The sequence below is a fragment of the Corynebacterium sp. MSK039 genome (assembly GCF_030232315.1).
Taxonomy (GTDB): Bacteria; Actinomycetota; Actinomycetes; order Mycobacteriales; family Mycobacteriaceae; genus Corynebacterium.
This window is the reverse complement of the sequence record NZ_JASPJL010000012.1, coordinates 1-24,318: the sequence shown is the minus strand read 5'-3', so window position 1 is coordinate 24,318 and position 24,318 is coordinate 1. Positions and strand designations below refer to the sequence as shown.

Genomic DNA, 24,318 nt, shown 5'->3' with positions numbered 1-24,318 from the left:
AGCGGAGGTGAACGCGGTGACGTCCCCGGAAAACATCCTGCTGCACCTCGCGGAAGAACAAGAAGCGCAGGTCCGGGAGATCTTCGCCGCGCTCGAACAGCGGGGCTTTCCCGCCCAGCACCAAACCCCGCACATCACCATCACCTTCGCCCCACGCATGGAAGAACCCGTCGTAGACCTGGCCGAGGAACTCCTCGCGCCCCTGATGCCCGCCACCCTGCAGCGGATGGGCACGGTCGTGTTCGGCACCCGGCGCAAGCAGACCGTCGCGTGGCTGCTGGAAGCCAGCGGCGAGCTCGAAGCCGCGGCGCGCGCGATCAGCACCGCAAACCCGGAGGGGCGCGGCCCGCGTTGGATCCCGCACCTGACGATGGGGCTGCGCCTTCCCCGGGCCATCGTCCCGGACTACATCCGTGCACTCGACGAGCTCAGCCCGCCGGAACTGCGTCAGCTCACCGCGGCCGAAGCCGGACTGCGCGTGCCGAGCACGGACCAGTTCTTCCGCTTTTAAGCCCGCCCTTTTCCCAGGGGGCGGCGACGGCACTTTCGAATCGGTTTTCGCGCAAAACAATATAGAATTAGCGAATTATGACGAAGAAGCTTCTGTCCGCGCTCGCTGCGTTTTTCCTGGTCCTCGTCCTTCTAGGCGGTGGCTTCCTGTGGGGGAAGTCAAGCAACCTCGGAACGCCTGTGGAAACCGTCACCGAGCAGAGTAACTCAGAGGTTATTCACGCGGTCGAACGTCGTGAGGAGATCGTGCTGCTCTCCACTGCCACCCAAGGGCTGCACACCACGCAGAACAGCGCGAAGCTCTTCAAGTGGGGCGTTCCGGGAAGTCAGAAGCTCAACATCCTGCAGTACAAGTTCACGGCCAAGCTAGGAATTGACGGCAAAGCTTTGAAAATCGAGGAGACCGAACCTGGTCACTTCAAGCTCACCATTCCGCCTTTTAAGTTCATTGGCTTTTCTGACCCAGAGTTCAAAACCGTGCACCAGCACGGGCAAGTTTTGAGCTTCGCGACGGCCAACATCGATAACGCCGAGGCTATCAACGAGGTGCTGAACAAGGAGAAGCGCCAGGAGCACATCCGGCTCAACCTGGGCCTGCTGAAGGACCAGACCAAGAACTTCTACGGCGGCATCGTTCACGCCATCGATCCCGAGGCGAAGCTGGAGTACGAGTTCAAGTAGCTAGGGCGCGCCCACCAGCGTGCGGCCCGGCTATGAAGCTCAACCCCGCAGTCCAGCCCGCCCGGTGACCTCAGCTCCACCACACCAGGCAGCTCCGCCTCCTCCAGCCAGCCCTCTCGCAGCCACCTACGCCTTGCGCCGGAAGACGAGCAGCGCGTCGCGGATGATGTCGTGCGGATACTCATCCCATTCGATCTCCACCACGGCCACCTGCTCTAGGTGCTCTGCCAGCAACTCGGCGCAGTCCGCGATCAGTGGGGTCAGCGCCCCCGCGTGGCGAATATCGCCCACGTTCCACACCACGTGCCCACCGGGAACCACCAGTCGCGCGCATTCGGCCGCCACCTCGCCCAGCTCCGCGAGGTAACGCCGATAGTCCCCGCCGCCGCACTCATAAGCCTCCAGCGGATCGGCCTCGCCCTCCGTCGCGGCCATGTACGGCGGGGACGTGAGAACCAGGTTCACTGCAGGTCGCGGCTCGTTTTTCTGCGGTTGTTCTGACGACGACGCCAACATCGGCAGGATCCGGCGCGCATCTCCAGCGACCACGCTCGCCTCCGGTGCTAGCGCAAAAATCTGAGCCACCCGTTCCGGCAGCAGTTCGATGCCTCCGGCGCGCCTGCCGAGCCGCACGGCACGGATGAGTGTGGTTCCAAAGCCCGCGAAGGGATCAAAAACCATGTCGCCAGGGGCGGAATAAGTACGGATCACGTGGTCCACGATCGCGGTGCACATGTGGACGTCCTCGTCCGCGCCGGCAGGGCGATCCACGAGGAACTCGGCGATGCTCGTCCGCAGGGGTGTGGCGGGGGTTGCCGTTGGCGCATCCAGGGGCGGGGAAGGCGTCATGACCTGCAGTTTAGCCCGATGTCCTGAAAAGACCAGTGACCGGTCCGGGAAGTCGGGGGAGTGGGCGTGGGCGCAGAGTTTGAAGGAATTTTCGTCAAAGCGGGAACCTTTTGGGCTCGTTAGTTGTCTAATACTTTTGACGGACCGATAACCGGTTCGCGAAAACATGGGGAGGGAACATGAGTTTTAGGACAGATGTCGCAACGATGACCGGGGCGGCCAGCAACGTTGACCAGGTCAACGCGAGCATCCAGGGGGAGCTGTCCCGGCTACAGGGCATCGTTGCGGAAACCTCGGGCGTGTGGCGCGGCCAGGCGCAGGGGGCATTCCAGAACCTGATGGAGCGGTGGAACACCAGCGCCCGGGAACTCAGCGAGGCGCTGAACAGCATCTCTGAGAACATCCGGGCCAACGCGCGTTCCTTCGACGACACCGAGCTCGAGAACATGCAGGCATTCCGCTAAACCAGCGACTGATGCGGCCGCTTCCGCAACAGAGGCCGCACCGCACAGAGAAAATCCAGGGGGGATTTGAGAACAATGATCAAGTACAACTTCGGCATGATCGCGCAGACAGCCGACGATATTAACCAGACCCGGGGGCGGATCAACGGCAATCTGGAAGACCTCAAGCAGCAGCTGCAGCCACTGGTCGCGGACTGGGAAGGCGAGTCCTCGGAGGCCTACCAGCAGGCGCAGCTGCGCTGGGACCGTGCGGCCGCTGAGCTCAACGAGGTGCTCGGCCAGATCAGCGTGACGGTCCGCCAGGCCAACGATCGCATGAGCCAGATCAACACCTCGGCGGCCCGCAGCTGGGCGTAACTGACCACACCAGCCCGATCAGCTGAACCGGCCGAAGCGCTTGGAAGCCTGAACCGGCTGCGCACGCACCCCGTGGGGAACTGTCCCCGCGGGGTGTTGCCGTGCGTGGGGGTGCAGTGAAGAGCGCGTGGGCAAGAGACAGGACACCACCGTTTTCCCGGGCAAGGGTCGTTCAAGAGGAGGACGTCGCCGTGCCCAGTGTCACCGCGAATCGCGCCGTGCGTGGTCATGAGGCGCTCGGCTGGCGGGCCAGGAGGCGGGCGTAGCGACGTCCCAAAATTTGGCGTATGAGCTGCGGATAGCTAGGGTGTTAAAGGTTGCATAACGTGTCCTCGGGTCTCCACCGGCCGCCGAGGATCCTTGAGCAGCGGAAGAAACTGCCTCTGAGCAGTACATTGACCGCGCTCGAGCGCAGCTCTGGCTGGCAGTTCCGATTCGACCTACAGGAGTCCAACGTGACTACTTTCCACCCGAAGAGCGGTGACATTACCCGTAAGTGGTACGTCATCGACGCCACTGACGTGGTGCTGGGTCGCCTGGCCGTCACCGCAGCTGACCTGCTGCGCGGCAAGGGCAAGCCGACCTTCGCGCCGAACGTTGACTGCGGCGACAACGTCATCATCATCAACGCCGACAAGGTTCACATCTCCTCCAACAAGCGTGACCGCGAGATGCGCTACCGCCACTCTGGCTACCCAGGTGGCCTGAAGTCTATGACCCTGGGCCGTTCCCTGGAGCTGAACCCAGAGCGCGTCATCGAAGAGGCTGTCCGTGGCATGATGCCGCAGAACAAGCTGTCCAACGCTTCCGTTAAGAAGCTTCGCGTCTTCGCCGGCTCCGAGCACCCGTACGCTGCTCAGAAGCCAGAGACCTACGAGATCAAGCAGGTGGCACAGTAATGGCTGAGAACTTCGACAACACCGAGGCCTTCGAGAACGAGGCCGCACAGTACACCTCCACCGACGCTGCCAACGAGGAGTTCGTGGCATCCATCGGTGACTCCCTCAACGTTGAGGGCCAGGAGGCCGAAGAGGCCGCACCGGCTGCTCCGCTGTACGAGGGCCCGATCCAGACCGTTGGTCGCCGTAAGCGCGCCATCGTCCGCGTCCGCATGGTTGAGGGCTCCGGCCAGATCACCTGCAACGGCCGCGCACTGGAGGACTACTTCCCGAACAAGCTCCACGAGCAGCTCATCAAGGACCCGCTGGTCCTGCTGGAGCGCGAGAACCAGTTCGACATCCAGGCAACCCTGTCCGGCGGTGGCCCGTCCGGCCAGGCTGGTGCGATGCGTCTGGCTATCGCCCGCGCCCTGAACAAGTACAACCCGGAGGAGCGCACCCAGCTGAAGAAGGCTGGCTTCCTGACCCGCGACGCTCGTGCTGTCGAGCGTAAGAAGGCAGGTCTGCACGGTGCACGTCGTGCCCCGCAGTACTCCAAGCGCTAAACCTTCACCGGTTTTACTGCCCCACACCCCCGCATCGGCTTTGTCGGCCGGTCGGGGGTTTCGGCGTTCCTGGGGGAGGTACGGATGCCGGCCCAGGGGCAGACGGGGGCATGGGTGCGCGAGCCGCGCTGGGTGCTGAAACGGGCCGACTCCAGCTGCGGGGCTGGCCTCACGCCAACCCCAGCACTGCAGTTGCTAGGCTGTGGAGCCACAGGTCAAAAATAACGCAAGGGGTGCGGCCCCGACCGCCCGCAATCCGCGCAAATGCGCAGGTGGCGGATACTCGCCGCCAGCCGTCGGGGCCGCTGAGAACACACCCTAAGAACCTGATCTAGTTCGTACTAGCGAAGGGATGCTCGCATCATGCAACACTCGAATCTGCCCACCCAGCCCACCCCGACCGGCTCCGCCACCGCCGCCAACGCCACCAACGCCGCCAACCCAACCCCCGCGATCCCGCGCGTGCTCTCCATCGCGGGCACCGACCCCACAGGCGGCGCGGGCCAGACTGCGGACCTGAAGTCCATCGCAGCGGCCGGCGGCTTCGGCATGTCTGTCGTCACTGCCCTGGTCTCTCAGAACACCCACGGCGTGCAGGCCATCGCGGAGATCGACCACGACTTCGTCCGTAAGCAGTTCGACTCCGTCTTCGGGGACGTCACCGTCGACGCCATCAAGATCGGCATGCTCGGCGACGCCGCGACCGTCGCCCTCGTCCGGGAGGCGCTGCGCGACAACCCGGCGCCCGTCGTTGTCCTCGACCCGGTCATGGTCTCCAGCTCCGGTCACCGCCTGCTGGAAGAGGACGCGGAAGAAGCGGTGCGCGGCCTGGTCGCAGACGTGGACGTCATCACCCCGAACGTCCCAGAGCTCGCTGTCCTGACGGGGAAGGACGCCGCCACCGACTACGACGCCGCCGTCGCCCAGGCCCAGCCGCTCGCTCGGGAGAACGGCACCATCGTCATCGTCAAGGGTGGTCACCTCAGCGGGGAGCGCGCGGACAACGCCGTGGTGTACCCGGACGGGCGGGTGGACCGGGTGCCGACCTACCGCATCGACACGCGCAATACCCACGGCACCGGCTGCAGCCTCTCCTCGGCGCTGGCTACCCGCATGGGGCTCGGCGAGGACGCCGGGGCCGCGCTGCGCTGGTCGACCCGCTGGCTGCACGAGGCGATCGAGAACGGTAAGAAGCTGCAGGTCGGCGACGGCACCGGCTTCGGCCCGGTCGACCACAGCCACCGTTCCCGCCGGCTGGAGCAGGTCGCGAGCAGCGAGATCTGGCCGCACCTGCGCGGCGAGCTGCCGGAAGGTCAGGGCTACGCCGCCGCCCCGACCCCGCACCTGGAACCGGCGGGGCCACACACCCGCCGCCTGTGGGAGCTGACGGGCCAGGTGTGGCAGGAGATCATGGAGCTGCCGTTCATCCGTGGGCTGGCTTCCGGGCGGCTGGCGGAGGAGGATTTCAACTTCTACCTCGCCCAGGACGCCCTATACCTGAACCGCTACTCGCGCGCGCTGGCGGAGCTGTCCACCAAGGCCCCGGATTCGGCGGGCCAGGTGATGTGGGCGAATTCCGCGGCCGGCTGCATCGAGGGTGAAGCGGAGCTGCACCGCACCTGGCTTGCGGGTCGCGGCATCGAGGACGCGTCCGCGAACCCGGTCGCCCCCTCCCCGGTGACCCTTGCGTACACGAACTTCCTGGTCGCGACGGCCACCGTGGAGCCGTATGTGTGCGGTGTTGCCGGGGTGCTGCCGTGCTTCTGGCTGTATGCGGAGATCGGCCTGGAGCTGACGCGGGCGAACCACAGCGGCCACCCGTTCAAGGCGTGGCTGGATACTTACGCTGACGAGGAGTTCCTCTCCGGGGCGCGGGAGGCGATCCAGCGCACCGAGGCAGCCTTCGAGGCGGCGAGCGAGGAGGAGCGGGAGGCTGCGACGTCCGCGTATCTCAACGCTGCGGTCTACGAGCGGGAGTTCTTCGACCAGGCGGATCGCCGCTGGTAGCAGGCGGTGGCGCTCGTCCCCACAGCGTGGACGATGACGTCCGTCCCTTCCGCTTAGCTTTCGACGGGGACGTCCCTGCTGGTTAGGGCCCGCCCTTTGGCGCGCCACCGCACCCGCTCGCGCCGCAACCCGGTGGTGTCGCAGCCCTCTTGTAAGCTATTGAGCCATGGGAAGATTGTTCGGAACCGACGGTGTTCGTGGCCTTGCTAACGAGAAGCTGACTGCCCCGCTGGCTATGCGGCTGGGCGCGGCGGCAGCCCGGGTACTGACGGAAAAGAAGTCCACCGACCGCCGCCCGACCGCGATCATCGGCCGGGACCCGCGCGTGTCCGGGGAGATGCTGACTGCCGCCCTGTCCGCGGGCTTGGCCTCGCAGGGCGTGGACGTGCTGGACGTGGGCGTGCTGCCCACCCCGGCGGTTGCGTTCCTGACCGATGATTATGGCTCCGACATGGGGGTTATGGTCTCCGCGAGCCACAACCCCATGCCGGATAACGGCATCAAGTTCTTCGCCATCGGTGGGCGCAAGCTCGAGGACTGGATCGAGGACGAGATCGAGCAGGAGATGGGCAAGCTGCCGGAGGAAGGCCCCACCGGTGCGGCCATCGGCCGGGTTTTCGACCAGTCCCACAGCGCGCTGGACCGCTACCTGCACCACCTGCAGCAGGCGGTGCACACCCGCCTGGACGGCATCAAGGTCGTGGTGGACTGCGCCCACGGCGCGGCGTACCAGGCCGCCCCGATGGCCTACGAGGCCGCGGGCGCGGAGGTCGTCGCCGTGTCGAATAAGCCGAATGGCTACAACATCAACGACGGTGTTGGTTCCACGCACATTGACCAGCTGCAGAAGGCTGTCGTCGAGCATGGTGCGGACCTGGGCCTGGCGCACGACGGCGACGCCGACCGCTGCCTCGCCGTGGACGCGCAGGGCAACGTCGTTGATGGGGACCAGATCATGGCCGTCCTCGCGCTGTCGATGAAGGACGGCGGTGAGCTGAAGCGCAACACGCTGGTCGCGACGGTGATGTCTAACCTCGGGCTGAAGCTGGCGATGGAGCGCAACGGTATCACACTGCGGCAGACGCAGGTGGGCGACCGTTATGTGGTGGAGGACCTGCGCGCCGGGGATTACTCCCTGGGCGGCGAGCAGTCCGGCCACATCGTGATCCCGGAGCACGGCACGACCGGAGACGGCCTGCTTACGGGGCTGTTCCTGATGGCGCGGATGGCGACGACGGGCAAGACGCTGGCGGAGCTGGCGTCCGCGATGCAGGTGTTGCCGCAGACGCTGATTAACGTGCCGGTGTCCAACAAGGCTGCGATCGCCGGTGACGAGCGGGTGAAGCAGGCCATCGCGGAGGCGGAGGAGGAGCTCGGCGAGACCGGCCGGGTGCTGCTGCGCCCGTCCGGCACCGAGGAGCTGTTCCGCGTGATGGTGGAGGCCGCGGATTCCGCGACGGCGCGCAAGATCGCCGGCCAGCTGGCGGCAGTCGTCGCCGAGGTGTAGCCGGGCGCGGGCCTGGGCTCGGTCGGGGCCCTAGGCGTTGGATCCGGGGCGGGGTTCGCGGTATCCCCGCGGATTTCGGATTTTCGGGAACCTTTCGCCCCGTGGCGTTGTCTAATAGGGCGGAAGGTTTTTTGCTGCCCGGTGCCGGCCACGACCGGTAGGCGTTGGGCGCGATGCGCGAAGGGGGCGCGGGGGACGTGTCTGAGGGGTCGAAGTCGCTTGCGGTGGAGCCGCAGAAGCTGATCGAATACGCGGAGCTGCTGGGGCGCCACCAGCAGTCCTGGTCGCAACTTTTGGCAGGTCAGCGGCCGGACATCGCAGCCAGCGCGTTCGGGGAGGGCTTGAGCGCGCAGGGGCACCGCATCGAGCGTGTGCTCGCGCAGCTGCATGAGCTGCGGCAACGCCAGTCCGAACAGGTCGCAGCGGAGGCGCGGGCAGCTTCCACACTGGCCCGTGACGCCGAGGATGCCGACCACAGCGCGGCGGGTGCCATCACTGAGGTGCTCCGATGAGGCAGCAGCAGCGCGTGGAGCGCGCCATCAAGCAGCTGGCCAGTTACGGTGTTCCGGTGGGGCCTGCGGAGTCCGCCGCCGGATTCACCCGCGGCCTGGACCCGGACGCCCTGCAGTCCGCCGCCCATCTTTTGTTCAGGACGCCACCGCCGGTGCTCCAGGCGGACCCGAAGGATCTTGCGGGCTGCGGGGGCGTGCAACTAGCCCAAGCGTGTGCTGCGCAGCAGCAGTACGACCAGGGCTTGGTACAGGTTGCGGAGTCGGGCCGGGGTGCCACGGAGCTCATCGGCAACCTCTGTGAGCACACCGCCGCGGAGGTGGAGCGGATCGTCTCCCGCTTCGAGGACCAGGTGGAGCAATCCCGCATCGCGCTGCCGGAATGCCCGCCGGAGCTGCTGAAGGCGATGGGGGATTCGGCCCAGCGCGCGGTGTGCGATCAGCTGGAACGCCGCAATAAGGCGCTCACTGAGGCAGCTGATCAGCTGGTCGTGGACTGCGAAGCGGCCGTGGCTGGCAGCGAGGGGGAGGTGCAGCTCAGCACCACCGATCCGGCGGTGCTGGAGGCGGTGACCGGACAGGACGCCGGCGGTGGCCACGGTGAGCAGCCGGAGCAGGGCAGTGCGGTTGTTCAGGGCAGCCCGGAGGGGCAGGACGCCGCGCCGGCGGTTGGCACGGACTCGCCGGAACGTGAAGCCCCAGGGGCCGAGCCTGCATCGGGCGTGGAGTCACCACAGCCTCAGGAGGTGCCGCGCCCTGAGGCTGACGCGGCAGGCTCGGACCAGGATGGTGCGGCGAACGACGATGCAGGCGGAACAACAACCGACGATGGCGATGTGCAGTCGGGTGACGACGCTCCCGTCGTCGAACTGGAGGCCTCCGGGGCGCTGCCGCAGGACGTCGAGCCTGCCGAGGTGGCGGCCTGGAGCCCGGATATCTGGCTGGCCGAGGGCGCGGGCACCGCCCAGGCAGAGCAGGCTTTCCATGCTTCCGGCGATGGGGCGATCGGTGGGGTGAATGCTGAGCCCGGAGGCTCACCCGCGGTGAAGCCCGCGACTACCGGGATCACCCTGGAACGGACCTATGAGGTGGGGATTGAAAGGAGCGGGCAGTGGTAGACCGCGATAAGTACGAGGCGATCATGGGGGAGTTCCTCGCCCGCATGGATGAGGCAGCGACGGCCTTCGAGCGGGAGATGTCCCAGCACCGGGACACCCTGGAGAAGCTCGTGGAACGCCAAGCCCAGGCGGGGCAGGACGGCAAGAGCGCTCACGGGGGCTTCGACGCCAGCACCGCCGGTGGCCGAGAGGCCGCGGACCGGGCAGCCGGCGCCACGGGCGTGGATAGTGACGAGCCCGCGAGCAACCGGGCGGGGGCCGGTCATCCCGGCCCGGGCCTGGCGGAGCGGGACATCAAGCGTGCCGGCTGGTGCGTGCCCTCAAATCTCTTCGATTAGACGGTATTCGACTAGGAAAACTCACCACGCTACTCTGAATCCATGGCGTGCTTCGATACTCCGCTTATCAAGGCTTTCTTTGCGGACGAGACGATCCGGAACGCCCGAGCTCTCGAGTACCCGGTCCAACTGAGGGATACTGCCCCTTTCGTCTACCGCACTACGATCGGGGACGCGGAAGTGCAACTCGACGGAGCTATGTTTCCTGGTTGTAGCGACTGCAGTTGTGCCGAATTCCGGGCGGGGGACCTCTGTGCGCACCTATGCGCCGCTGCCGCCCATCATTTCTCGAACACAACGAATGAATTGGAGTTCTTCCTGCCGGACGCCTCAGCCGCGGTACGTCCAGAGCTTCTGGAACACCCGCTCTTTTATGAGCTGCGAATGGCCTTGGTGACCTACTCTCCGGCCTACGAAGAGCAGACACTGACCGGGGCTATTTTGAATAAGGCTGTGCAGTGTCGCGGCAAAATAGCCGACGAAAAGATCGCAGCGGAGGTTCTTCGCCTTCTCAACGAGAGTTTCCACTTTTTGAATGAAAAAGAGGACCCTGCGCTCGAAGCGCTCTTCGATCTTCTCGAGGAGTTGAATGCACCAGAGGGGGAGATCGAATCCCTGAGGGCACAATGGGAGTACCTGTGGGAGCCCCGCGATGACGAGTGGGAGTTTGAATGGCTCGATGACGAAGAAGAGGATTCTTGCTAGCTGACTCGAATTTGATCGAGCGCTCGCCGGCGCAAACATTCGGAAAGCTCACGTTGTGGTCAGAAAACGCCATGAAATTGACCGAAACGTGAGCTTTTCGAGATCGGAACATGTGCGCAGAGCGGGACTCTAAAATTGTACGATTAAGCATTGTGACGCTACATCCTCTCGAGGAATTCATCGACACGATTCCCGAAGGCAGTAAGCGCGAACGCATGGTGGAAGTTAACGTAGTTATCCCTCGGCTAGGGGGTGACGCTCATATTCTTGAGGAATTCCCCGGCACTGCCCCTGAAAGCGCCAAACGTGAGTGCCTGGTGGGCGTGTTCGGCTAGGTGAAGGCAACTATCCCTGCTGGGTTATCGCCTGGGCTGCTACCAAGCGATGGTCGGGAAGCGCAGCTAGCGGTCATCCAACTGCCTGAAGGTGATGTTGATCCGGCCTTCCTTGAGCCCGCATCCGTCGGGCAGGGTCTCTGGCCTGGTCTGGGGGACACCGTGGAAGGCGAGGCGTTTCGGCCCGCCGAAGACGATGACGTCGCCGCTGATCAGGGTCACTTCGTCCCACGGTTGGTTGCGAGTCTCGGTGCTCCCGATGCGGAACAGGGCCTCATCGCCGATAGACAGCGAGACGACCGGTGCCAGCGAGTTCTCGTTGCGGTCCTGGTGCATCCCCATGGTCGCGCCGGGCGGATAGTAGTTGACGAGCGCCATATCGGGTCGGAAGGTTTCCACCCAGGCGGATAATGCGGCGTCGTAGCGCCCGGCACTGGTCAGCGCTTGCCGTGCGGTCTCCGCGAGGTTCTCCGGCACTAGGGGCACTCGATGCCCTGCGACGTGGGTGACGTAGCGGTACGTCGGTTCGGTCACCCACATGCGGCCCAGGTGCAGCATAAATACCTGCATGCGGCCACTTTTGAGCTGCGGACGGCTCATACTCAACGGGGTGCCCGCCAGCTCACGGGCGATCTCACGGAGCTGGGAGACGACCGCGGCCTGCTGCCCAAGTTTGAGCCAGCTCGGGAGGTGCACGACGCCAGGGGTGATTCGGGCGTCGTCACGCGGGAGGTCGTCGAAAAGCATAGTGTCCGATTCTAGGGCGCCTCGATGTCGGCCTGCCCGAGCTAAAGGAAAGTGACATCAAACAGGGGGCAGTGACCTCACGACGTGACCTATTGTCTTGTGGCCGGAGCTGCGATAGTCTTGAATCAAGAATCTAAAAGTGATTCACGGTTCGGGGGTGAGTGAAATGATTTCGGCAATTGAGAACGCTCTTAGCTCTGCCGGCCTCTCGCAGCGTGACCTGGCCGCACGTACTGGCCTGTCGCAGTCAACGGTGCATCGCATACTCAAGGGGGAGCGGAACGTGAAGATGCCGGAGCTAATTCGCATCGCCGATGCGACTGGCTGCACCGTCGCGCAGCTCACGGGCGAGGGTGTTGCGAAACGTGTCGTGAGTGCGGCACGCAGCACCAATGGCGCCAAAATGGACGCAATGCGCCAGAGGTTGCTCCACTTCATGGAGTTGGACGCCTACCTGGACGATCAAGCGATTGCGAAGGTCTTATGACCAGCTCGAACGAAACCCAAGCGAAAAAGGCAGCCCAAGAGTTTCGCACTGCCCATGGGTTGGGCGTGCAACCACTAGGAGACCTGGTCGGGCTCGTCGAGCGATTCACGGGGTACGACGTCGCGGTTGTTGATGCGGATGCAGACGAACATGGGCTGACGATGTTTGATCCGGTGCGTGAACACATCCTTATTGGTGTGGCTCGCACCCGTCATCCGATGCGGCAGCGCAGCACTCTTGCACATGAGCTCGGGCACGTAATTTTCGAAGATTTCCGTGAAAACCTGCAAGGATCTCCAGTTGGAGGAGGCCCCAGACGCCCAGCTGAAGAGATCCGCGCCGATGCCTTCGCCCGGCACCTGTTGATCCCTCAAGAGGGCCTCAAGGCGTGGCTGGGGGCCGAGGAGCCTGTCTCAGAGGTGACACTCTCGCGGGTTGTGCAGCGTTACCTCGTGTCGCCAGCGATCGCTGCTATCGCGCTACGGGACACGGGTTATATCAATTCTGATTTAACGGAAAACTGGCAGCAGATCTCCACTGGCGCCCTGGCGACGAAATACGGTTGGCGTGACTATTATCACGGACTCCAGGAGGAATCAGATCGGATCCGGGCGCCGCAGAAACTTTTAGCTCGCGCAACCAGGGGGTATATCGAAGGCGTGGTGAGCGCCCAAACCATTGCCACGCTGCGTGGCATTCCGGAGGCGGATGTGCTTGCTGAGTTCGCCGAAGCAGGAATTGCGCCGAAGCCTCAGCCTGACGATGAATTTGAGATTCAGCACTTGCCGCCTGTGAACGTGGATCTCAGCGGTTTGGAATAGATACGGTCATCGCGCATGCCGTCGTCGCTGCTGAACAGGGGAACGACATCATCGTCCTGATCGATGACGGAGAGGGTCGCCGGACGGCAAATCAGGAGGCGCGCCGCCTCCAAAGGCTACGGGCGAGCGGATCCTCGGTCGGCAGCCTGGCGCTCATAAGTACGGTGACGGTTCTGAAAAATGCCGCCGGGAAAGAAGAGTTGCCGGATCGTTCGTCATTGCGGAAGCTGTACGCCCGGCTGCGCAGCCTTGATGACGGCTTAAAACCGCTGGAGGAGACAGGACTATTAGGCCTGGATGTGTGGAGATGAGAGGCCGGAGGAACCTACACCACAGTTCCGGCATCATCGGAAAACCGGAGCGCAGCCCTGCGCGTCCAGCAGCCAGCTAGCCCAGCCGGATGTTGCTCAGCGCTTCCTCAACGTCGATGTTCTCCGGCAGCTCGCGGTACAGCTCCAGCTGATCCTTCACGCTCGTGTCCTTCAGTTCCGCGCGAGGGTCGCGGAAAGCCTTGTACTTCCGGGACTCATCAGCCAGCACGAAACCAGTCATCAGTCCACGCGCTGTCTCCTGCGCGGCGAACTCCGGCAGCCCAGAGCCCATCACCAGGCGGCGGCCGTAATTCTCGTGGAAACCGGCCTGCGAGGCCTTATCCATCCGGCGGTACACAACTTCGCCCTGCCAGTTCGCGGCTAGGCGCTCCGGGTTGCCGGACGGGGCGGCGTGAATACCACCAGGGGAGAGCACCAGGCCCGGGGCGTCCACGTGCTGCGCAGCGTCATACGGGCTCGGGTTCGCATCAGCCGGGTACACAGCCATCACACCAGCCAGGGTTGGCTTGTCCCCATAAGAATCAAAGCTGTCCTTGACGTACTCGCGGGCCGTTGCTGCCAGCACCGCTGCCGCCGCGCCCATGCCGTGACCAGCCAGGTACAGCTTCGACGGGTGCACCGTCACGTTGCCCTGACCCAGCTTCACGCCAGCCAGGATCTGCAGGGAGGTCTCCAGGTCGGAGGCGAAGCCACGGTGGTTCGGCAGCACGCCGCGCTCCGTATCGGGAGCGGCCACGGCGAAACCCCAGCTCGCAAGGTGCCGCAACGTTGCGTGGTAGGCCTTCGCGCCCACCCGCCAGTCGTGTCCGAACGCGATGCCCGGGATGCCCTTGCCCTCGGCAGGGGTGTATACGCGGCCCGGGATGCCAGCGAAATTCAGGTCGCCGGTGAGCACCCGGTGCGGGCCACGCTTGCCGAGCCTTGGAACGAGGTTTTTCAAACTATCAGCCACGCAACTCACACTAGTAGAAAGTGCTTCCGCATGGGCCAAGCGGGCGTGTATCGTTTCCATTTATGTGCGCAATCGTTGGATACGTAGGAAAGAACCAAGCCCTGGAAATCGGGCTCGATGCACTGCAAAGGATGGAGTACCGGGGATACGATTCCGCCGGTATCGCCGTCAATAACGCAGAAGGTATCCGCGTAGAAAAAGCCGAGGGCAAGCTCAGCAACCTCGTCGAGCGCATCGACATCATTGGCCGCGACACCCTGACCGGGAACACCTGCCTGGGGCACACCCGGTGGGCAACCCACGGTCGCCCGAACGACGTCAACGCGCACCCGCACCTCTCCTTCGACGGTAAGGCCGCCATCGTCCACAACGGCATCATCGAGAACTTCGCCGCCCTGCGCGACGAGCTCGAGGCCCGCGGCATCGAACTGGTCTCGGACACGGACTCCGAGGTCGCCGCCCACCTGCTCGCCATCGAGTACAACGAGGGCGAGTTCGCCGGGGACGTCAAGGCCTCCGCGCTCGCCGTTCTGCGCCGCCTGGAAGGTGCGTTCACCGTCCTGTTCACCCACGCTGACGAGCCGGACCTCATCGTCGCCGGTCGCCGCAACACCCCGCTGATCGTCGGGGTCGGGGAGGACGGCATGTTCCTGGGTTCGGACGTCGCCGCCTTCATCGCCCACACCAAGAACGCCGTCGAGCTCGGCCAGGACAGCGCCGTCGCCATCACCGCTGATAACTACGAGATCATGGACTTCGACGGCGCCCCCGCCGAGGGCAGCCCGTTCACCATCGACTGGGACCAGGAGGCCGCCGAGAAGGACGGCTTCGACTCCTTCATGATGAAGGAAATCCACGAGCAGCCCGCCGCCGTCCGCGACACCCTGGCCGGCCGCTTCGTCGACGGCAAGGTCGTCCTCGACGAGCAGCGCCTCTCCGACGACGACCTCCGCAACATCCAGAAGGTCTACGTCGTCGCCTGTGGTTCCGCCTACCACTCCGGGCTGCTGGCGAAGTACGCCATCGAGCACTGGGCCCGCATCCCCGTGGAGATCGAGGTCGCATCCGAGTTCCGCTACCGCGACCCGGTGCTGAACCAGCAGACCCTCGTCGTTGCCGTCTCCCAGTCCGGCGAGACCGCCGACACCCTGGAGGCCGTGCGCCACGCCAAGACCCAGGGCGCGCGCGTGCTGGCGGTGTGCAACACCAACGGCTCCCAGATCCCGCGCGAATCCGACGCGGTGCTCTACACCCACGCCGGCCCGGAGATCGGCGTGGCCTCCACCAAGGCCTTCCTCGCCCAGGTTGCGGCGAACTATGTGGTCGGCCTGGCGCTGGCCCAGGCGCGCGGCACGATGTACCCCGACGAAATCGGCGACATCTACGACACCCTCGCCGAGCTGCCCGCCAAGATCGAAAAGACCCTGGAGCTCGCCGAGCCGATCGAGCAGCTCGCCGAGGAGCTCGGGCCGGTCAAGACCATGCTCTTCCTGGGCCGCCACGTCGGCTTCCCGGTCGCGCTCGAGGGCGCATTGAAGCTCAAGGAGCTGGCCTACATCCACGCCGAGGGCTTCGCCGCCGGTGAGCTCAAGCACGGCCCGATCGCCCTGATTGAGGACGACCTGCCGGTGGTCGTCGTCGTCCCGTCCCCGACGGGCCGCCCGGTGCTGCACTCCAAGATCGTGTCCAATATCCAGGAGATCCGCGCCCGCGGTGCGAAGACGATCGTCATCGCGGAGGAGGGCGACGAGGCCGTGCGTCCGTACGCCAACTGGCTGCTGGAGATCCCGGCGACGGGCACGCTGATGCAGCCGCTGCTGTCCACCGTCCCGCTGCAGTTCCTGGCCGCGGACATCGCCCGCCAGTGCGGCAACGAGGACATCGACAAGCCGCGCAACCTGGCTAAGTCCGTCACCGTGGAGTAGTTCTTAGGGCACCCCGGGCTACTCCGGCATTAACTCACCACTCACCACCCAGGAGCTTCGCCCCATGCCGAATTTTTTGGACGACACCCCACCCGGCGAGTTGCTCGCCGCACGCGACTGCCTGGTCGCGGCCGGAGAGGTCTGGCCGTCCCCGCAACCACAAGAAGATAAGTACGCCGGTGTCGTGGGCATTTTCGCCGGCTCCGATACCTTCCCGGGGGCCGCGCTGCTGGCGCTCAAGGCGGCGGTGAAGTCCACCTCGCCGATGGTGCGCTACGCAGGCCCCGTGGACCCGCGCCTGATCGCCCTGGCCCTGCCGGAGGTGGTCAGCGCCCCGCGCCCGGAGAAGGCCGGGAGGGTGCAGGCCTGGGTCGCAGGCCCCGGGATCGACGAGGAGTCGCCGGAAGCACTGAACATTCTGGACTGGCTGGTGCGTCAGCCCGAGCCCCTGCTGCTGGATGCCTCGGCGCTGCAGCTGGCGGCGAATAATCCGCAGCTGCTACGCGGGATTATCAACCGCCACACCACGGGCCGGGCGACCGTCCTGACCCCACACGCCGGGGAATTCGCCGCCCTCGCCCGGGCGCTGGGGAACGAGGAGCAGGCCGAGACCGCGGCCGTTGACCAGGACTTTGACCGCCGCCGCACCGCGTGCGCCTGGCTGGCCCGGCAGACCAAGTCGGTGGTGCTACTCAAGGGGCGGCACACCATCGTCTCTGATGGGGATGTCGCCTGGGGCGTGGATGCAGGACACTCCTGGTCCGCGACCCCTGGCTCCGGGGACGTGCTGGCGGGCATCGCTGGTGCCGTGATTGCAGCGGCCGAAGAGGCCCCGCTGCTGCACTGCATCCTGGGCGCGGTGGCGGTGCACGCGGTGGCAGCGCTTCATGCTGCGGAGACCCCAGAGGGCTTCGCTCCGATCTCGGCGTCCGACATCGTGGAGAGCATCCACGCCGTGGTCGCCGTCGCGCTCCGGTACGCGCATGAAGACGCCGACGGCGACTAGCCTGGAGTCCATGACCCACACCCCGAAGGACAAGACGGGTCACGGCGAGCTCATCCAGCTCGTCGTCGACCTTCCAGCACTGGCCAAGAACACCCGCTTCTTCGCGGACTTCGTCGCACCTGCCCAACTCATGGCGGTCGTGAAGGCCGATGGCTATAACCACGGCGCGCTGCGGATCGCGCAGACCGCGCTCGATCACGGTGCGGCCGTGCTGGGGGTGGCCACTGTCCCGGAGGCTCTGTTGCTGCGCGAGGCCGGTCCGGTCAAGGACGGCGAGCCGGCCACCATCTTCGCCTGGATGTGGGAGCCAGCCATGGACCTCACCCCGGCCTTCGAGGCCGAACTGACCCTGGGCGTGCCTTCCCTGGCACACGCCCGCAACCTCATCGACCAGGCCCGCGCCTGGCAGGGCAAAACACGCCCGATGGTGGGCGTGATGGCCGATACCGGCATGTCCCGCTCCGGGATCAGCCCGGCCGAATGGCAGGAAACCATCGCGCTGCTCGCTGCCGCAGAGAAGGAGGGCCTCATCGCGGTGGATGGGGTATTCACGCACCTGGCGTCCGCGGATGAGGACACGCAGCGCGCCGTGACCGACCGGCAGCACCAGCGCTTCCAGCAAGCCATCGCCGACTGCCGCGCCGCGGGCATGGCAGTGCCCCGCAACCACATCGCCAACACCCCGGCAACGCTGACCCGCCCGGATATGCACCACGAGCTCGTGCGCCCCGGCCTGGGTGTCTACGGCGTGGACCCGGTGGCAGGCGGAACCCCGACTGGGGTGGCGGAGAACGCCGTGCCGGGACTACCGGACGTCCTGCCCCTCCAGCGGACGATGAGCATGCGCGCGAAGGTCATCACCACCCGCGTCGTCCCGAAGGGCGAATCCGTCAGCTACGGCGGCATCTGGACCGCCCCGGAGGACACGCGCACCGCCGTCGTCGCCGCAGGCTACGCGGACGGGGTGCCACGGTCGGCGTCCGGAAAGATGCAGGTCAGCATCAACGGCGAGAGCTACCAGCAGGTCGGGAGGATCTGCATGGACCAGTTCGTCGTCGCCCTGGGGCCCGCCGAGAGCGCTGCCGCCGAGGCCGTGCAGCCAGGCGACTGGGCCGTGATCTTCGGCGACCCGGCAGCAGGGGAGCCCGGCGCAGAGGACCTGGCAGCCGCCGCCGACACCATCCCCTATGAGATCGTCACGATGCCGCGCGGGCCACGCGTCCAGCGGGTCGTCGTGGACGTGGAAGGTGAGGAACACGTTGTCGAACGCTAAGGCTGGCAGCGGGGTGGACCTGGGCGAGGTGCAGGGCCACGCGCACGCCCGGACCCCCGAAGACATGCGGGCCATCGGCCGCGAGCTGGGGGAGCAGCTCGCCGCGGGCACCGTCGTGATCCTCACTGGCCCACTCGGGGCGGGTAAAACCACCATCACGCAGGGTATTGCCGAAGGGCTGGCGGTCAAGGGGCGCGTGCAGTCGCCGACCTTCACCATCGTGCGCACCCACAAGCCCGGGGCGCGCGGCATCCGGCTGCTGCACATGGACGCCTACCGCCTGCTCGGCGAGGGGGTGGCCGAGTCCATCGCGCCGGGCGAGCAGCTCTCCCGCGACGACGTCCTGGACACCCTGGAGTCCCTGGACATCGACGCCGACCTGGACGACGCCGTGCTCGTCGCCGAATGGGGGCGCGGGGTCGTGGAGGAGCTCGCGGACCGGGTGCTGGACGTGGAGATCACGCGCGCCGTGGGTACTGAGGGAGATGATGACAGCGACGTCGTGACCGCGGACGTCAACGGTGATGGCTCGGACGTCGTAGATGGCGACCTCGCGGACGGCGGGGTCATCGACATGACCGACGGCGACGAGGACGACCCGCGCGAGGTCCACTGGCGCTGGCGCGAGTAGCTGGGATCGCCGAGGGAGCAGACGACGGGCGGTGACTAGCTGGACGTCGTCGAGAATGGGCGTCGAGGATGGGCGCCATCGACGGCGGGGAACCGTGGTCGAAGCGTCCTCAAACGGAGCGCGAAAGGCGTGTCTGCGCGGGGTAGTACACTAACCCCCATGCTCGTGCTCACGATTGATACCGCCACGTCCTACGTTGTTTCTGGCCTCGTTGAGGTCAACCGTCGGGCGGGCGGTTGGGGCACGTTCGAGTACTCCGCGACCACGCTCTCGCAGCGGGTGCAGCGCAACCCGCGCGGCCACATGGAGCTGCTTGTGCCGCATATTCAGGAGTCCCTCGCGGAGGCGGGGCTGCGACCGCGGGACATCGAAGCGGTGGTCGTCGGCACTGGTCCGGGGCCGTTTACGGGGCTGCGCGTCGGGATGGCGACGGGGGCGGCGTTCGCGGACGCGATCGGTGTTCCGGTGTTCGGGGTGGATTCGTTGTCCGCCACCGCCGCCAGTGTTGCGGCTGGTCACCAGGAATGCCTCGTTCTTTCCGACGCTAGGAGGCGCGAGTGGTACTCCGCCACCGCCACCGAGGCCGGTCGGCTGGTCGCTGGGCCCGCCGTGGGCAAGCCCGCGGACGTGCTGGCTGAGCACGGCTCCAAGCCCATCGCGGTGGCGCTGACCGCCGAGGTGGCGCGTGCGATCGAGAAGCTTGAAGGGGAGGAGAAGGCCGCGGCCGAGGCATGGCGCATCATCACGGAGGATGCGTACCCCACGCCCGAGGGGCTGGCGCTAGCGGGCGCGGATCAGCTGTGGTGGCTCGAGGGGGAGGGCCACTTTGTGGAGCGGCTGGGGCGCCCGCTGGTAGCGCAGTATTTGCGCCGGCCGGATGCCGCGGAGCCGAAGCGCAAGGAGCGCACTGCCGCGGTGAACTTCGCCGCGGCCGCTGAGGATGTGGCGGCTTTTGATCGGCTGGAGGCTGAGCAGCGGGCGGCGGAGGCCGCGCCGGAAGGGGCGAATGCCGAGCCCGCGAATGCTGAAGCTGGGAATGTCGAACCTGCGAATGCCGAACTGGCGGATGCCGAACCCACAGTGGAGCTGCTGGCCCTGGATCGCGCATCCCTGGCTGACCTGGAGGAGATGGCGCGGATCGAGCAGGAACTCTTCAGCGAGGAATCCCCGTGGTCCCTGGAGGCCTTCCGCGCTGAGCTCGCCAACCCCCGCAACTACTACGTCGCCCTGCGGGTGGCCGGTCAGCTGCAGGGCTATGCAGGCATCGCGCTCAACGGGCCGACCGCGGACCCGGAGTGGGAGATCCACACCGTGGCGCTGTCCCCGGAGCAGCAAGGCAAGGGATACTCCAGGCTGCTGATGGACAAGCTCTTCGAGCCTCTGCAGGTCATCGGCGGGCCGGTGTACCTGGAGGTCCGGGATGGCAATGCCCCGGCCGTGGGGCTCTACGAAAGCTATGGCTTCGCGGTCACCGGCCGCCGTAAGGGCTACTACCAGCCCTCCGGGGCCGATGCCCTCACCATGTTCCGGCCGGACGAGAAGCGCCCGAGCCAGGCGGGCGAGGGTGTGCAGGACGGAGCAGAAGGCATCGCCGAGCAAGACGTCGCCACGCCGGGGAGCGCTACTGATGCTGCAGAGTCCATGCTCGTCATGGGTATTGAAAGTTCCTGCGACGAGACCGGCGTCGGCGTCGTACGCATGAGCGCGCCTGCCGGTGACCAAGAGGAAACAGGCAGCGCCCCGGTCGTCGAGGAACTCGTCAACCAGGTCGCCAGCTCCATGGAACAGCACGCCCGCTTCGGTGGCGTGGTCCCGGAGATCGCCAGCCGCGCCCACCTGGAGGCCATGCAGCCCACCATGCGGGCGGCGATGCGCAGCCTGCAGAAGCGGACCCGCATCGGCCAGCGCCCGGACGCCGTCGCCGTGACCATCGGACCTGGACTCGCCGGCGCGCTCATGGTTGGTGCCGCCGCGGCCAAGGCTTACGCCGCCGCCTGGGAGGTGCCGTTTTACGCGGTGAACCACCTGGGCGGGCACGTCGCCGTCGAGGCGCTCACGGAGGAGGGCCGCGAGCCGCTGAAGAATGCCATCGCGTTGCTCGTCAGCGGCGGGCACACCCAGATCCTGCAGGTCGACGGCGTGGGTAAGCCCATGACGGAGCTCGGCAGCACCCTCGATGATGCCGCCGGCGAGGCCTATGACAAGGTCTCCCGCCTCCTCGGGCTCGGCTACCCGGGCGGGCCAGTGATCGACCGGCTCGCCCGCCAGGGCAACCGCAAGGCCATCGCCTTCCCGCGCGGCATGATGCGCCCGCAGGACTCCCGCTACGACTTCTCCTTCTCCGGGCTGAAGACCGCCGTCGCGCGTTTCGTCGAGCGCGCCGAAGCAGCCGGGCAGGTGGGGGAGAACGCCATCCCTGTGGAGGACGTCTGCGCCTCCTTCCAGGAGGCCGTGGCCGACGTCCTCACCGCCAAGGCCCTGCGCGCCTGCGAGGACACCGGTGCGAAGGTGCTGCTGCTCGGCGGGGGAGTCTCCGCGAACTCCCGGCTGCGCGGGCTGGCCGCCGACCGCTGCCGCGACGCCGGGGTGGAGCTGCGCATCCCACCGCTGCCGCTGTGCACCGATAACGGCGTGATGATCGCCGCTCTGGCCGCGCAGCTCATCAGCGAAGGCGCGCAACCGACCGCAATGTCCGTCGGCACCGACCCGGCCCTTGAGGTGGAGGTCCCGATCCTCACGGACTAGGTGGAAGATACGGGCCAGCGGTGGCGGGGGCGGCGTCCGGGCGGGGCGTCGAACCTCACTGCCGAAACAGACGGACCAGCGGTGGTGGGGGCGTCGTCGTCAAAGAAAAAGAGGGGGACAAAGAACGGGAACGGGCGGGGCAGCGCCGACGACTGAAACACGACGAGCGACCATCGCGCTCAAGCTGAGCAAGCCTGAACAAGCCTGAGTAAGCCCGACTCAACCGGCGCTGTTGAGGCTTAGCACTTGGGTGGGTAGAGTGCTAGTCAGGTTGTTTGACACACAGTTGTTCACCCGCGACGACGGCTGTGCACGGAAAACAAACCGGCACAAAAGAACCAAGCCCCAATCAACGGGGCACAAAGAAACCTTGAGGAATACACGGAGGTATTCAACGTGGCTAACGTCAACATCAAGCCGCTCGAGGACCGCGTTCTGGTCCAGATCGTCGAAGCAGAAACCACCACTGCATCCGGCCTGGTGATTCCAGATTCCGCACAGGAGAAGCCACAGGAAGCAACCGTCGTCGCAGTCGGCCCGGGCCGTTGGGCAGACGATGACGACCGCATCCCAATGGACGTCAAGGAAGGCGACACCGTCATCTTCTCCAAGTTCGGCGGCACCGAGCTGAAGTACGAGGGCCAGGAGTACCTGCTGCTCAACCAGCGCGACATCCTCGCCGTCATCGAAAAGTAAGCGGGTAACGCATGTCCAAACTCATCGCATTTGATCAAGAAGCCCGCCAGGGCCTCCAAAAGGGTGTCGACACGCTCGCTGACGCGGTGAAGGTGACGCTCGGCCCGCGCGGCCGCAACGTCGTGCTGGACCGTGCCTTCGGTGGCCCACTGGTCACCAACGACGGCGTGACCATCGCCCGCGACATCGACCTCGAGGACCCCTTCGAGGACCTCGGTGCGCAGCTGGTGAAGTCCGTCGCCATCAAGACCAACGACATCGCAGGCGACGGCACCACCACCGCCACCCTGCTGGCCCAGGCGCTCATCAACGAGGGCCTGCGCAACGTCGCCGCCGGCGCCAACCCGATCGCGCTGAACCGCGGCATCGCCACCGCCTCCGAGAAGGTCGTGGAGCTGCTGAAGGAGCGCGCACAGGAAGTTTCCGACGCCGCTGCGATCGCCAACGTCGCCACCGTCTCCTCCCGCGACGAGTCCATCGGCACGATGGTCTCCGACGCCTTCGAGAAGGTCGGACGCGACGGCGTGGTCACCGTCGAGGAGTCCCAGTCCCTCGAGGACGAAGCCACCGTCACCGAAGGCCTGTCCTTCGACAAGGGCTTCCTGTCCCCGTACTTCGTCACCGATACTGACTCCGGTCAGGCCGTCCTGGAGAACCCGCTGGTCCTGCTGGTCCGCGAGAAGATCTCCAGCCTGCCGGACTTCCTGCCAGTCCTGGAGCAGATCGCCCAGTCCGGCAAGGAAGTACTGATCATCGCCGAGGACATCGAGGGCGAGCCTCTGCAGATGCTGGTGGTCAACTCCATCCGCAAGTCCCTGAAGGTCGTGGGCGTGAAGTCCCCGTACTTCGGCGACCGCCGCAAGGCATTCATGGATGATCTGGCCATCGTCACCGGCGCCACCGTCGTCGATAAGGAGCTCGGCGGGAAGCTGTCCGCCGTCACCCTGGACGACATGGGCACCGCGCGCCGCATCACCGTCACGAAGGACGAGACTGTCATCGTCGACGGCGGCGGTTCGCAGGACGCTGTGGCTGAGCGCCGCACCCAGTTGCGTCGGGACATCGAGAACACCGACTCGAACTGGGACCGCGAGAAGCTCGAGGAGCGCCTCGCGAAGCTCTCCGGCGGCGTGGCTGTGCTGCGCGTCGGTGGCGCGACCGAGACCGAGGTCAACGAGCGCAAGCTGCGCGTCGAGGATGCGATCAACGCGGCACGTGCCGCGGCGCAGGAGGGCGTGATCGCCGGTGGCGGTTCCGTGCTTGTGCAGATCGCTGAGGAGATCGACAAGCTGGCTGCTGCTGAGGCCGGCGACGAGGCCGTGGGCATGAAGACCCTGGCTAAGGCGCTGCGCCGCCCGGCGTTCTGGATCGCTGAGAACGCTGGCCTCGATGGGGCAGTGGTGGTCTCCAAGACCGCGGAGCAGGAGAATGGCTCCGGCTTCAACGCTGCGACCCTCGAGTACGGCAACCTGCTGGAGCAGGGCATCATCGACCCAGTGAAGGTCACGCACAGCGCCGTCGTGAACGCCACTTCCGTGGCGCGCATGGTGCTGACCACCGAGACCGCTGTGGTTGATAAGCCTGAGAAGGCTGAGCCTGCAGCTGGTGGTCACCAGCACTAGCAGGTAGGGCGCTCTGGGGTGGCGCTGGGCGCTCGGAAAATGAGCGCCCTGCGGGATGCTCTGGGGGGTGCGCCCTGAGGATGCTCTGGGGTGGCGCTAGAAACGCGCCCTGGGGATGCTCTTGGGTGGCGTGCCCTGAGGATGCTCTGGGGTGGCGCTAGAAACGCGCCCTGGGGATGCTCTTGGGTGGCGCGCCCTGCGCAACCTTGGAGTGCTCTGGAACGCATTCTGGGAGCGCGTAGCCCCCGGGACTAGTT

Annotated in this window: 24 protein-coding genes and 1 riboswitch; of the genes, 21 read left to right on the top strand and 3 right to left on the bottom strand. The window is 66.0% G+C overall.

Features of this window, described 5'->3' with window-relative positions:
- Window positions 1-16 precede the first annotated feature (16 nt).
- Together QP997_RS08070 and QP997_RS08065 are read left to right on the top strand one after the other, a co-directional pair.
- Complete coding sequence (locus QP997_RS08070; RefSeq protein WP_284846810.1) at window positions 17-511, top strand: 2'-5' RNA ligase family protein; 495 nt, start codon at window positions 17-19, stop codon at window positions 509-511.
- A 77-nt stretch (window positions 512-588) separates the two neighbouring features.
- Window positions 589-1,191 carry a hypothetical protein gene (locus tag QP997_RS08065; RefSeq protein WP_284846809.1) on the top strand — a complete coding sequence of 201 codons (603 nt, stop codon included), beginning with the start codon at window positions 589-591 and terminating at the stop codon, window positions 1,189-1,191.
- A 126-nt stretch (window positions 1,192-1,317) separates the two neighbouring features.
- Here the strand turns inward: QP997_RS08065 and QP997_RS08060 are convergent, their stop codons facing one another.
- Window positions 1,318-2,040, bottom strand: a complete 723-nt coding sequence (locus QP997_RS08060) for a DNA methyltransferase (RefSeq protein ID WP_284846808.1) — start codon at window positions 2,038-2,040, stop codon at window positions 1,318-1,320.
- A 179-nt stretch (window positions 2,041-2,219) separates the two neighbouring features.
- Between QP997_RS08060 and QP997_RS08055 the strand changes: the two genes are divergently transcribed.
- The 10 genes from QP997_RS08055 to QP997_RS08010 all read left to right on the top strand — a co-directional run bounded on the left by QP997_RS08055 (window position 2,220) and on the right by QP997_RS08010 (window position 10,489).
- Window positions 2,220-2,504: a WXG100 family type VII secretion target gene (locus tag QP997_RS08055; protein ID WP_012359626.1), complete on the top strand. Its 285-nt coding sequence runs from the start codon at window positions 2,220-2,222 to the stop codon at window positions 2,502-2,504.
- 75 nt (window positions 2,505-2,579) lie between these two features.
- The gene (locus tag QP997_RS08050; RefSeq protein WP_012359627.1) at window positions 2,580-2,861 is read left to right on the top strand and encodes a WXG100 family type VII secretion target; all 282 of its coding nucleotides are present in this window, start codon (window positions 2,580-2,582) and stop codon (window positions 2,859-2,861) included.
- Window positions 2,862-3,316: 455 nt separating this feature from the next.
- Window positions 3,317-3,760: a 50S ribosomal protein L13 gene (gene rplM / locus QP997_RS08045; protein WP_015381272.1), complete on the top strand. Its 444-nt coding sequence runs from the start codon at window positions 3,317-3,319 to the stop codon at window positions 3,758-3,760.
- Window positions 3,760-4,305 (top strand): 30S ribosomal protein S9, encoded by a 546-nt coding sequence (gene rpsI / locus QP997_RS08040; RefSeq protein WP_070758321.1) that lies wholly within the window; start codon window positions 3,760-3,762, stop codon window positions 4,303-4,305. Before rplM ends, rpsI begins: the two co-directional genes overlap by 1 nt.
- Before the next feature lie 219 nt (window positions 4,306-4,524).
- Window positions 4,525-4,675, top strand: a riboswitch (TPP riboswitch).
- On the top strand, window positions 4,669-6,312 hold the full coding sequence (locus QP997_RS08035; RefSeq protein ID WP_284846807.1) for a bifunctional hydroxymethylpyrimidine kinase/phosphomethylpyrimidine kinase: 1,644 nt from the start codon (window positions 4,669-4,671) through the stop codon (window positions 6,310-6,312). (Overlaps the previous riboswitch by 7 nt.)
- 166 nt (window positions 6,313-6,478) lie before the next feature.
- Entirely contained in the window at window positions 6,479-7,819 is a 1,341-nt protein-coding gene (gene glmM, locus QP997_RS08030; RefSeq protein WP_284846806.1) for a phosphoglucosamine mutase, read from the top strand.
- A 197-nt stretch (window positions 7,820-8,016) separates the two neighbouring features.
- Window positions 8,017-8,331, top strand: coding sequence for a hypothetical protein (locus tag QP997_RS08025; protein WP_284846805.1), 315 nt, complete (start codon window positions 8,017-8,019; stop codon window positions 8,329-8,331).
- A complete protein-coding gene (locus QP997_RS08020; RefSeq protein WP_284846804.1) occupies window positions 8,328-9,446 on the top strand; it encodes a putative sodium/potassium/calcium exchanger in 1,119 nt (372 codons plus the stop codon). The genes QP997_RS08025 and QP997_RS08020 overlap by 4 nt, the downstream gene beginning before the upstream one ends.
- Window positions 9,440-9,784, top strand: a complete 345-nt coding sequence (locus QP997_RS08015) for a hypothetical protein (RefSeq protein ID WP_284846803.1) — start codon at window positions 9,440-9,442, stop codon at window positions 9,782-9,784. The genes QP997_RS08020 and QP997_RS08015 overlap by 7 nt, the downstream gene beginning before the upstream one ends.
- 180 nt (window positions 9,785-9,964) lie before the next feature.
- Window positions 9,965-10,489 carry a hypothetical protein gene (locus QP997_RS08010; protein WP_284846802.1) on the top strand — a complete coding sequence of 175 codons (525 nt, stop codon included), beginning with the start codon at window positions 9,965-9,967 and terminating at the stop codon, window positions 10,487-10,489.
- A gap of 401 nt (window positions 10,490-10,890) precedes the next feature.
- Here QP997_RS08010 and QP997_RS08005 read toward each other — a convergent pair whose 3' ends face one another.
- Entirely contained in the window at window positions 10,891-11,571 is a 681-nt protein-coding gene (locus QP997_RS08005) for an alpha-ketoglutarate-dependent dioxygenase AlkB family protein (RefSeq protein ID WP_284846801.1), read from the bottom strand.
- A gap of 139 nt (window positions 11,572-11,710) precedes the next feature.
- Here QP997_RS08005 and QP997_RS08000 point away from each other — a divergent pair, with 139 nt between their 5' ends.
- Window positions 11,711-12,058, top strand: coding sequence for a helix-turn-helix domain-containing protein (locus QP997_RS08000; RefSeq protein ID WP_284846800.1), 348 nt, complete (start codon window positions 11,711-11,713; stop codon window positions 12,056-12,058).
- A complete protein-coding gene (locus tag QP997_RS07995) occupies window positions 12,055-12,879 on the top strand; it encodes an ImmA/IrrE family metallo-endopeptidase (protein WP_284846799.1) in 825 nt (274 codons plus the stop codon). Before QP997_RS08000 ends, QP997_RS07995 begins: the two co-directional genes overlap by 4 nt.
- A gap of 387 nt (window positions 12,880-13,266) precedes the next feature.
- Here QP997_RS07995 and QP997_RS07990 read toward each other — a convergent pair whose 3' ends face one another.
- On the bottom strand, window positions 13,267-14,223 hold the full coding sequence (locus tag QP997_RS07990) for a dienelactone hydrolase family protein (protein ID WP_284846798.1): 957 nt from the start codon (window positions 14,221-14,223) through the stop codon (window positions 13,267-13,269).
- Between the two features lie 2 nt (window positions 14,224-14,225).
- Between QP997_RS07990 and glmS the strand changes: the two genes are divergently transcribed.
- The 7 genes from glmS to groL all read left to right on the top strand — a co-directional run bounded on the left by glmS (window position 14,226) and on the right by groL (window position 24,061).
- On the top strand, window positions 14,226-16,088 hold the full coding sequence (gene glmS, locus QP997_RS07985) for a glutamine--fructose-6-phosphate transaminase (isomerizing) (protein WP_284846797.1): 1,863 nt from the start codon (window positions 14,226-14,228) through the stop codon (window positions 16,086-16,088).
- Between the two features lie 64 nt (window positions 16,089-16,152).
- Window positions 16,153-17,094: an ADP-dependent NAD(P)H-hydrate dehydratase gene (locus QP997_RS07980; protein WP_284846796.1), complete on the top strand. Its 942-nt coding sequence runs from the start codon at window positions 16,153-16,155 to the stop codon at window positions 17,092-17,094.
- Between the two features lie 10 nt (window positions 17,095-17,104).
- Window positions 17,105-18,367, top strand: a complete 1,263-nt coding sequence (gene alr / locus QP997_RS07975; RefSeq protein ID WP_284846795.1) for an alanine racemase — start codon at window positions 17,105-17,107, stop codon at window positions 18,365-18,367.
- Window positions 18,354-18,998 carry a tRNA (adenosine(37)-N6)-threonylcarbamoyltransferase complex ATPase subunit type 1 TsaE gene (gene tsaE, locus QP997_RS07970; protein ID WP_284846794.1) on the top strand — a complete coding sequence of 215 codons (645 nt, stop codon included), beginning with the start codon at window positions 18,354-18,356 and terminating at the stop codon, window positions 18,996-18,998. Before alr ends, tsaE begins: the two co-directional genes overlap by 14 nt.
- Window positions 18,999-19,157: 159 nt before the next feature.
- Window positions 19,158-21,743 carry a tRNA (adenosine(37)-N6)-threonylcarbamoyltransferase complex transferase subunit TsaD gene (gene tsaD, locus QP997_RS07965; protein WP_284846793.1) on the top strand — a complete coding sequence of 862 codons (2,586 nt, stop codon included), beginning with the start codon at window positions 19,158-19,160 and terminating at the stop codon, window positions 21,741-21,743.
- A gap of 396 nt (window positions 21,744-22,139) precedes the next feature.
- Window positions 22,140-22,439 (top strand): co-chaperone GroES, encoded by a 300-nt coding sequence (gene groES, locus QP997_RS07960; protein WP_041628457.1) that lies wholly within the window; start codon window positions 22,140-22,142, stop codon window positions 22,437-22,439.
- An 11-nt stretch (window positions 22,440-22,450) separates the two neighbouring features.
- Window positions 22,451-24,061 carry a chaperonin GroEL gene (groL, locus tag QP997_RS07955; protein WP_284758125.1) on the top strand — a complete coding sequence of 537 codons (1,611 nt, stop codon included), beginning with the start codon at window positions 22,451-22,453 and terminating at the stop codon, window positions 24,059-24,061.
- Window positions 24,062-24,318 lie beyond the last annotated feature (257 nt).

Excerpts from the sequence above, each read along its gene's own strand:
- QP997_RS07990 (WP_284846798.1), bottom strand. The coding sequence starts at position 14,223 with ATGGAAACGATACACGCCCGCTTGGCCCATGCGGAAGCACTTTCTACT.
- QP997_RS08005 (WP_284846801.1), bottom strand. The coding sequence starts at position 11,571 with ATGCTTTTCGACGACCTCCCGCGTGACGACGCCCGAATCACCCCTGGC.
- QP997_RS08035 (WP_284846807.1), top strand. The coding sequence starts at position 4,669 with ATGCAACACTCGAATCTGCCCACCCAGCCCACCCCGACCGGCTCCGCC.
- alr (WP_284846795.1), top strand. The coding sequence starts at position 17,105 with ATGACCCACACCCCGAAGGACAAGACGGGTCACGGCGAGCTCATCCAG.
- QP997_RS07995 (WP_284846799.1), top strand. The coding sequence starts at position 12,055 with ATGACCAGCTCGAACGAAACCCAAGCGAAAAAGGCAGCCCAAGAGTTT.
- QP997_RS08050 (WP_012359627.1), top strand. The coding sequence starts at position 2,580 with ATGATCAAGTACAACTTCGGCATGATCGCGCAGACAGCCGACGATATT.
- QP997_RS08020 (WP_284846804.1), top strand. The coding sequence starts at position 8,328 with ATGAGGCAGCAGCAGCGCGTGGAGCGCGCCATCAAGCAGCTGGCCAGT.
- tsaD (WP_284846793.1), top strand. The coding sequence starts at position 19,158 with ATGCTCGTGCTCACGATTGATACCGCCACGTCCTACGTTGTTTCTGGC.
- groL (WP_284758125.1), top strand. The coding sequence starts at position 22,451 with ATGTCCAAACTCATCGCATTTGATCAAGAAGCCCGCCAGGGCCTCCAA.
- rpsI (WP_070758321.1), top strand. The coding sequence starts at position 3,760 with ATGGCTGAGAACTTCGACAACACCGAGGCCTTCGAGAACGAGGCCGCA.
- QP997_RS08060 (WP_284846808.1), bottom strand. The coding sequence starts at position 2,040 with ATGACGCCTTCCCCGCCCCTGGATGCGCCAACGGCAACCCCCGCCACA.
- QP997_RS07980 (WP_284846796.1), top strand. The coding sequence starts at position 16,153 with ATGCCGAATTTTTTGGACGACACCCCACCCGGCGAGTTGCTCGCCGCA.
- glmM (WP_284846806.1), top strand. The coding sequence starts at position 6,479 with ATGGGAAGATTGTTCGGAACCGACGGTGTTCGTGGCCTTGCTAACGAG.
- QP997_RS08065 (WP_284846809.1), top strand. The coding sequence starts at position 589 with ATGACGAAGAAGCTTCTGTCCGCGCTCGCTGCGTTTTTCCTGGTCCTC.
- QP997_RS08055 (WP_012359626.1), top strand. The coding sequence starts at position 2,220 with ATGAGTTTTAGGACAGATGTCGCAACGATGACCGGGGCGGCCAGCAAC.
- glmS (WP_284846797.1), top strand. The coding sequence starts at position 14,226 with ATGTGCGCAATCGTTGGATACGTAGGAAAGAACCAAGCCCTGGAAATC.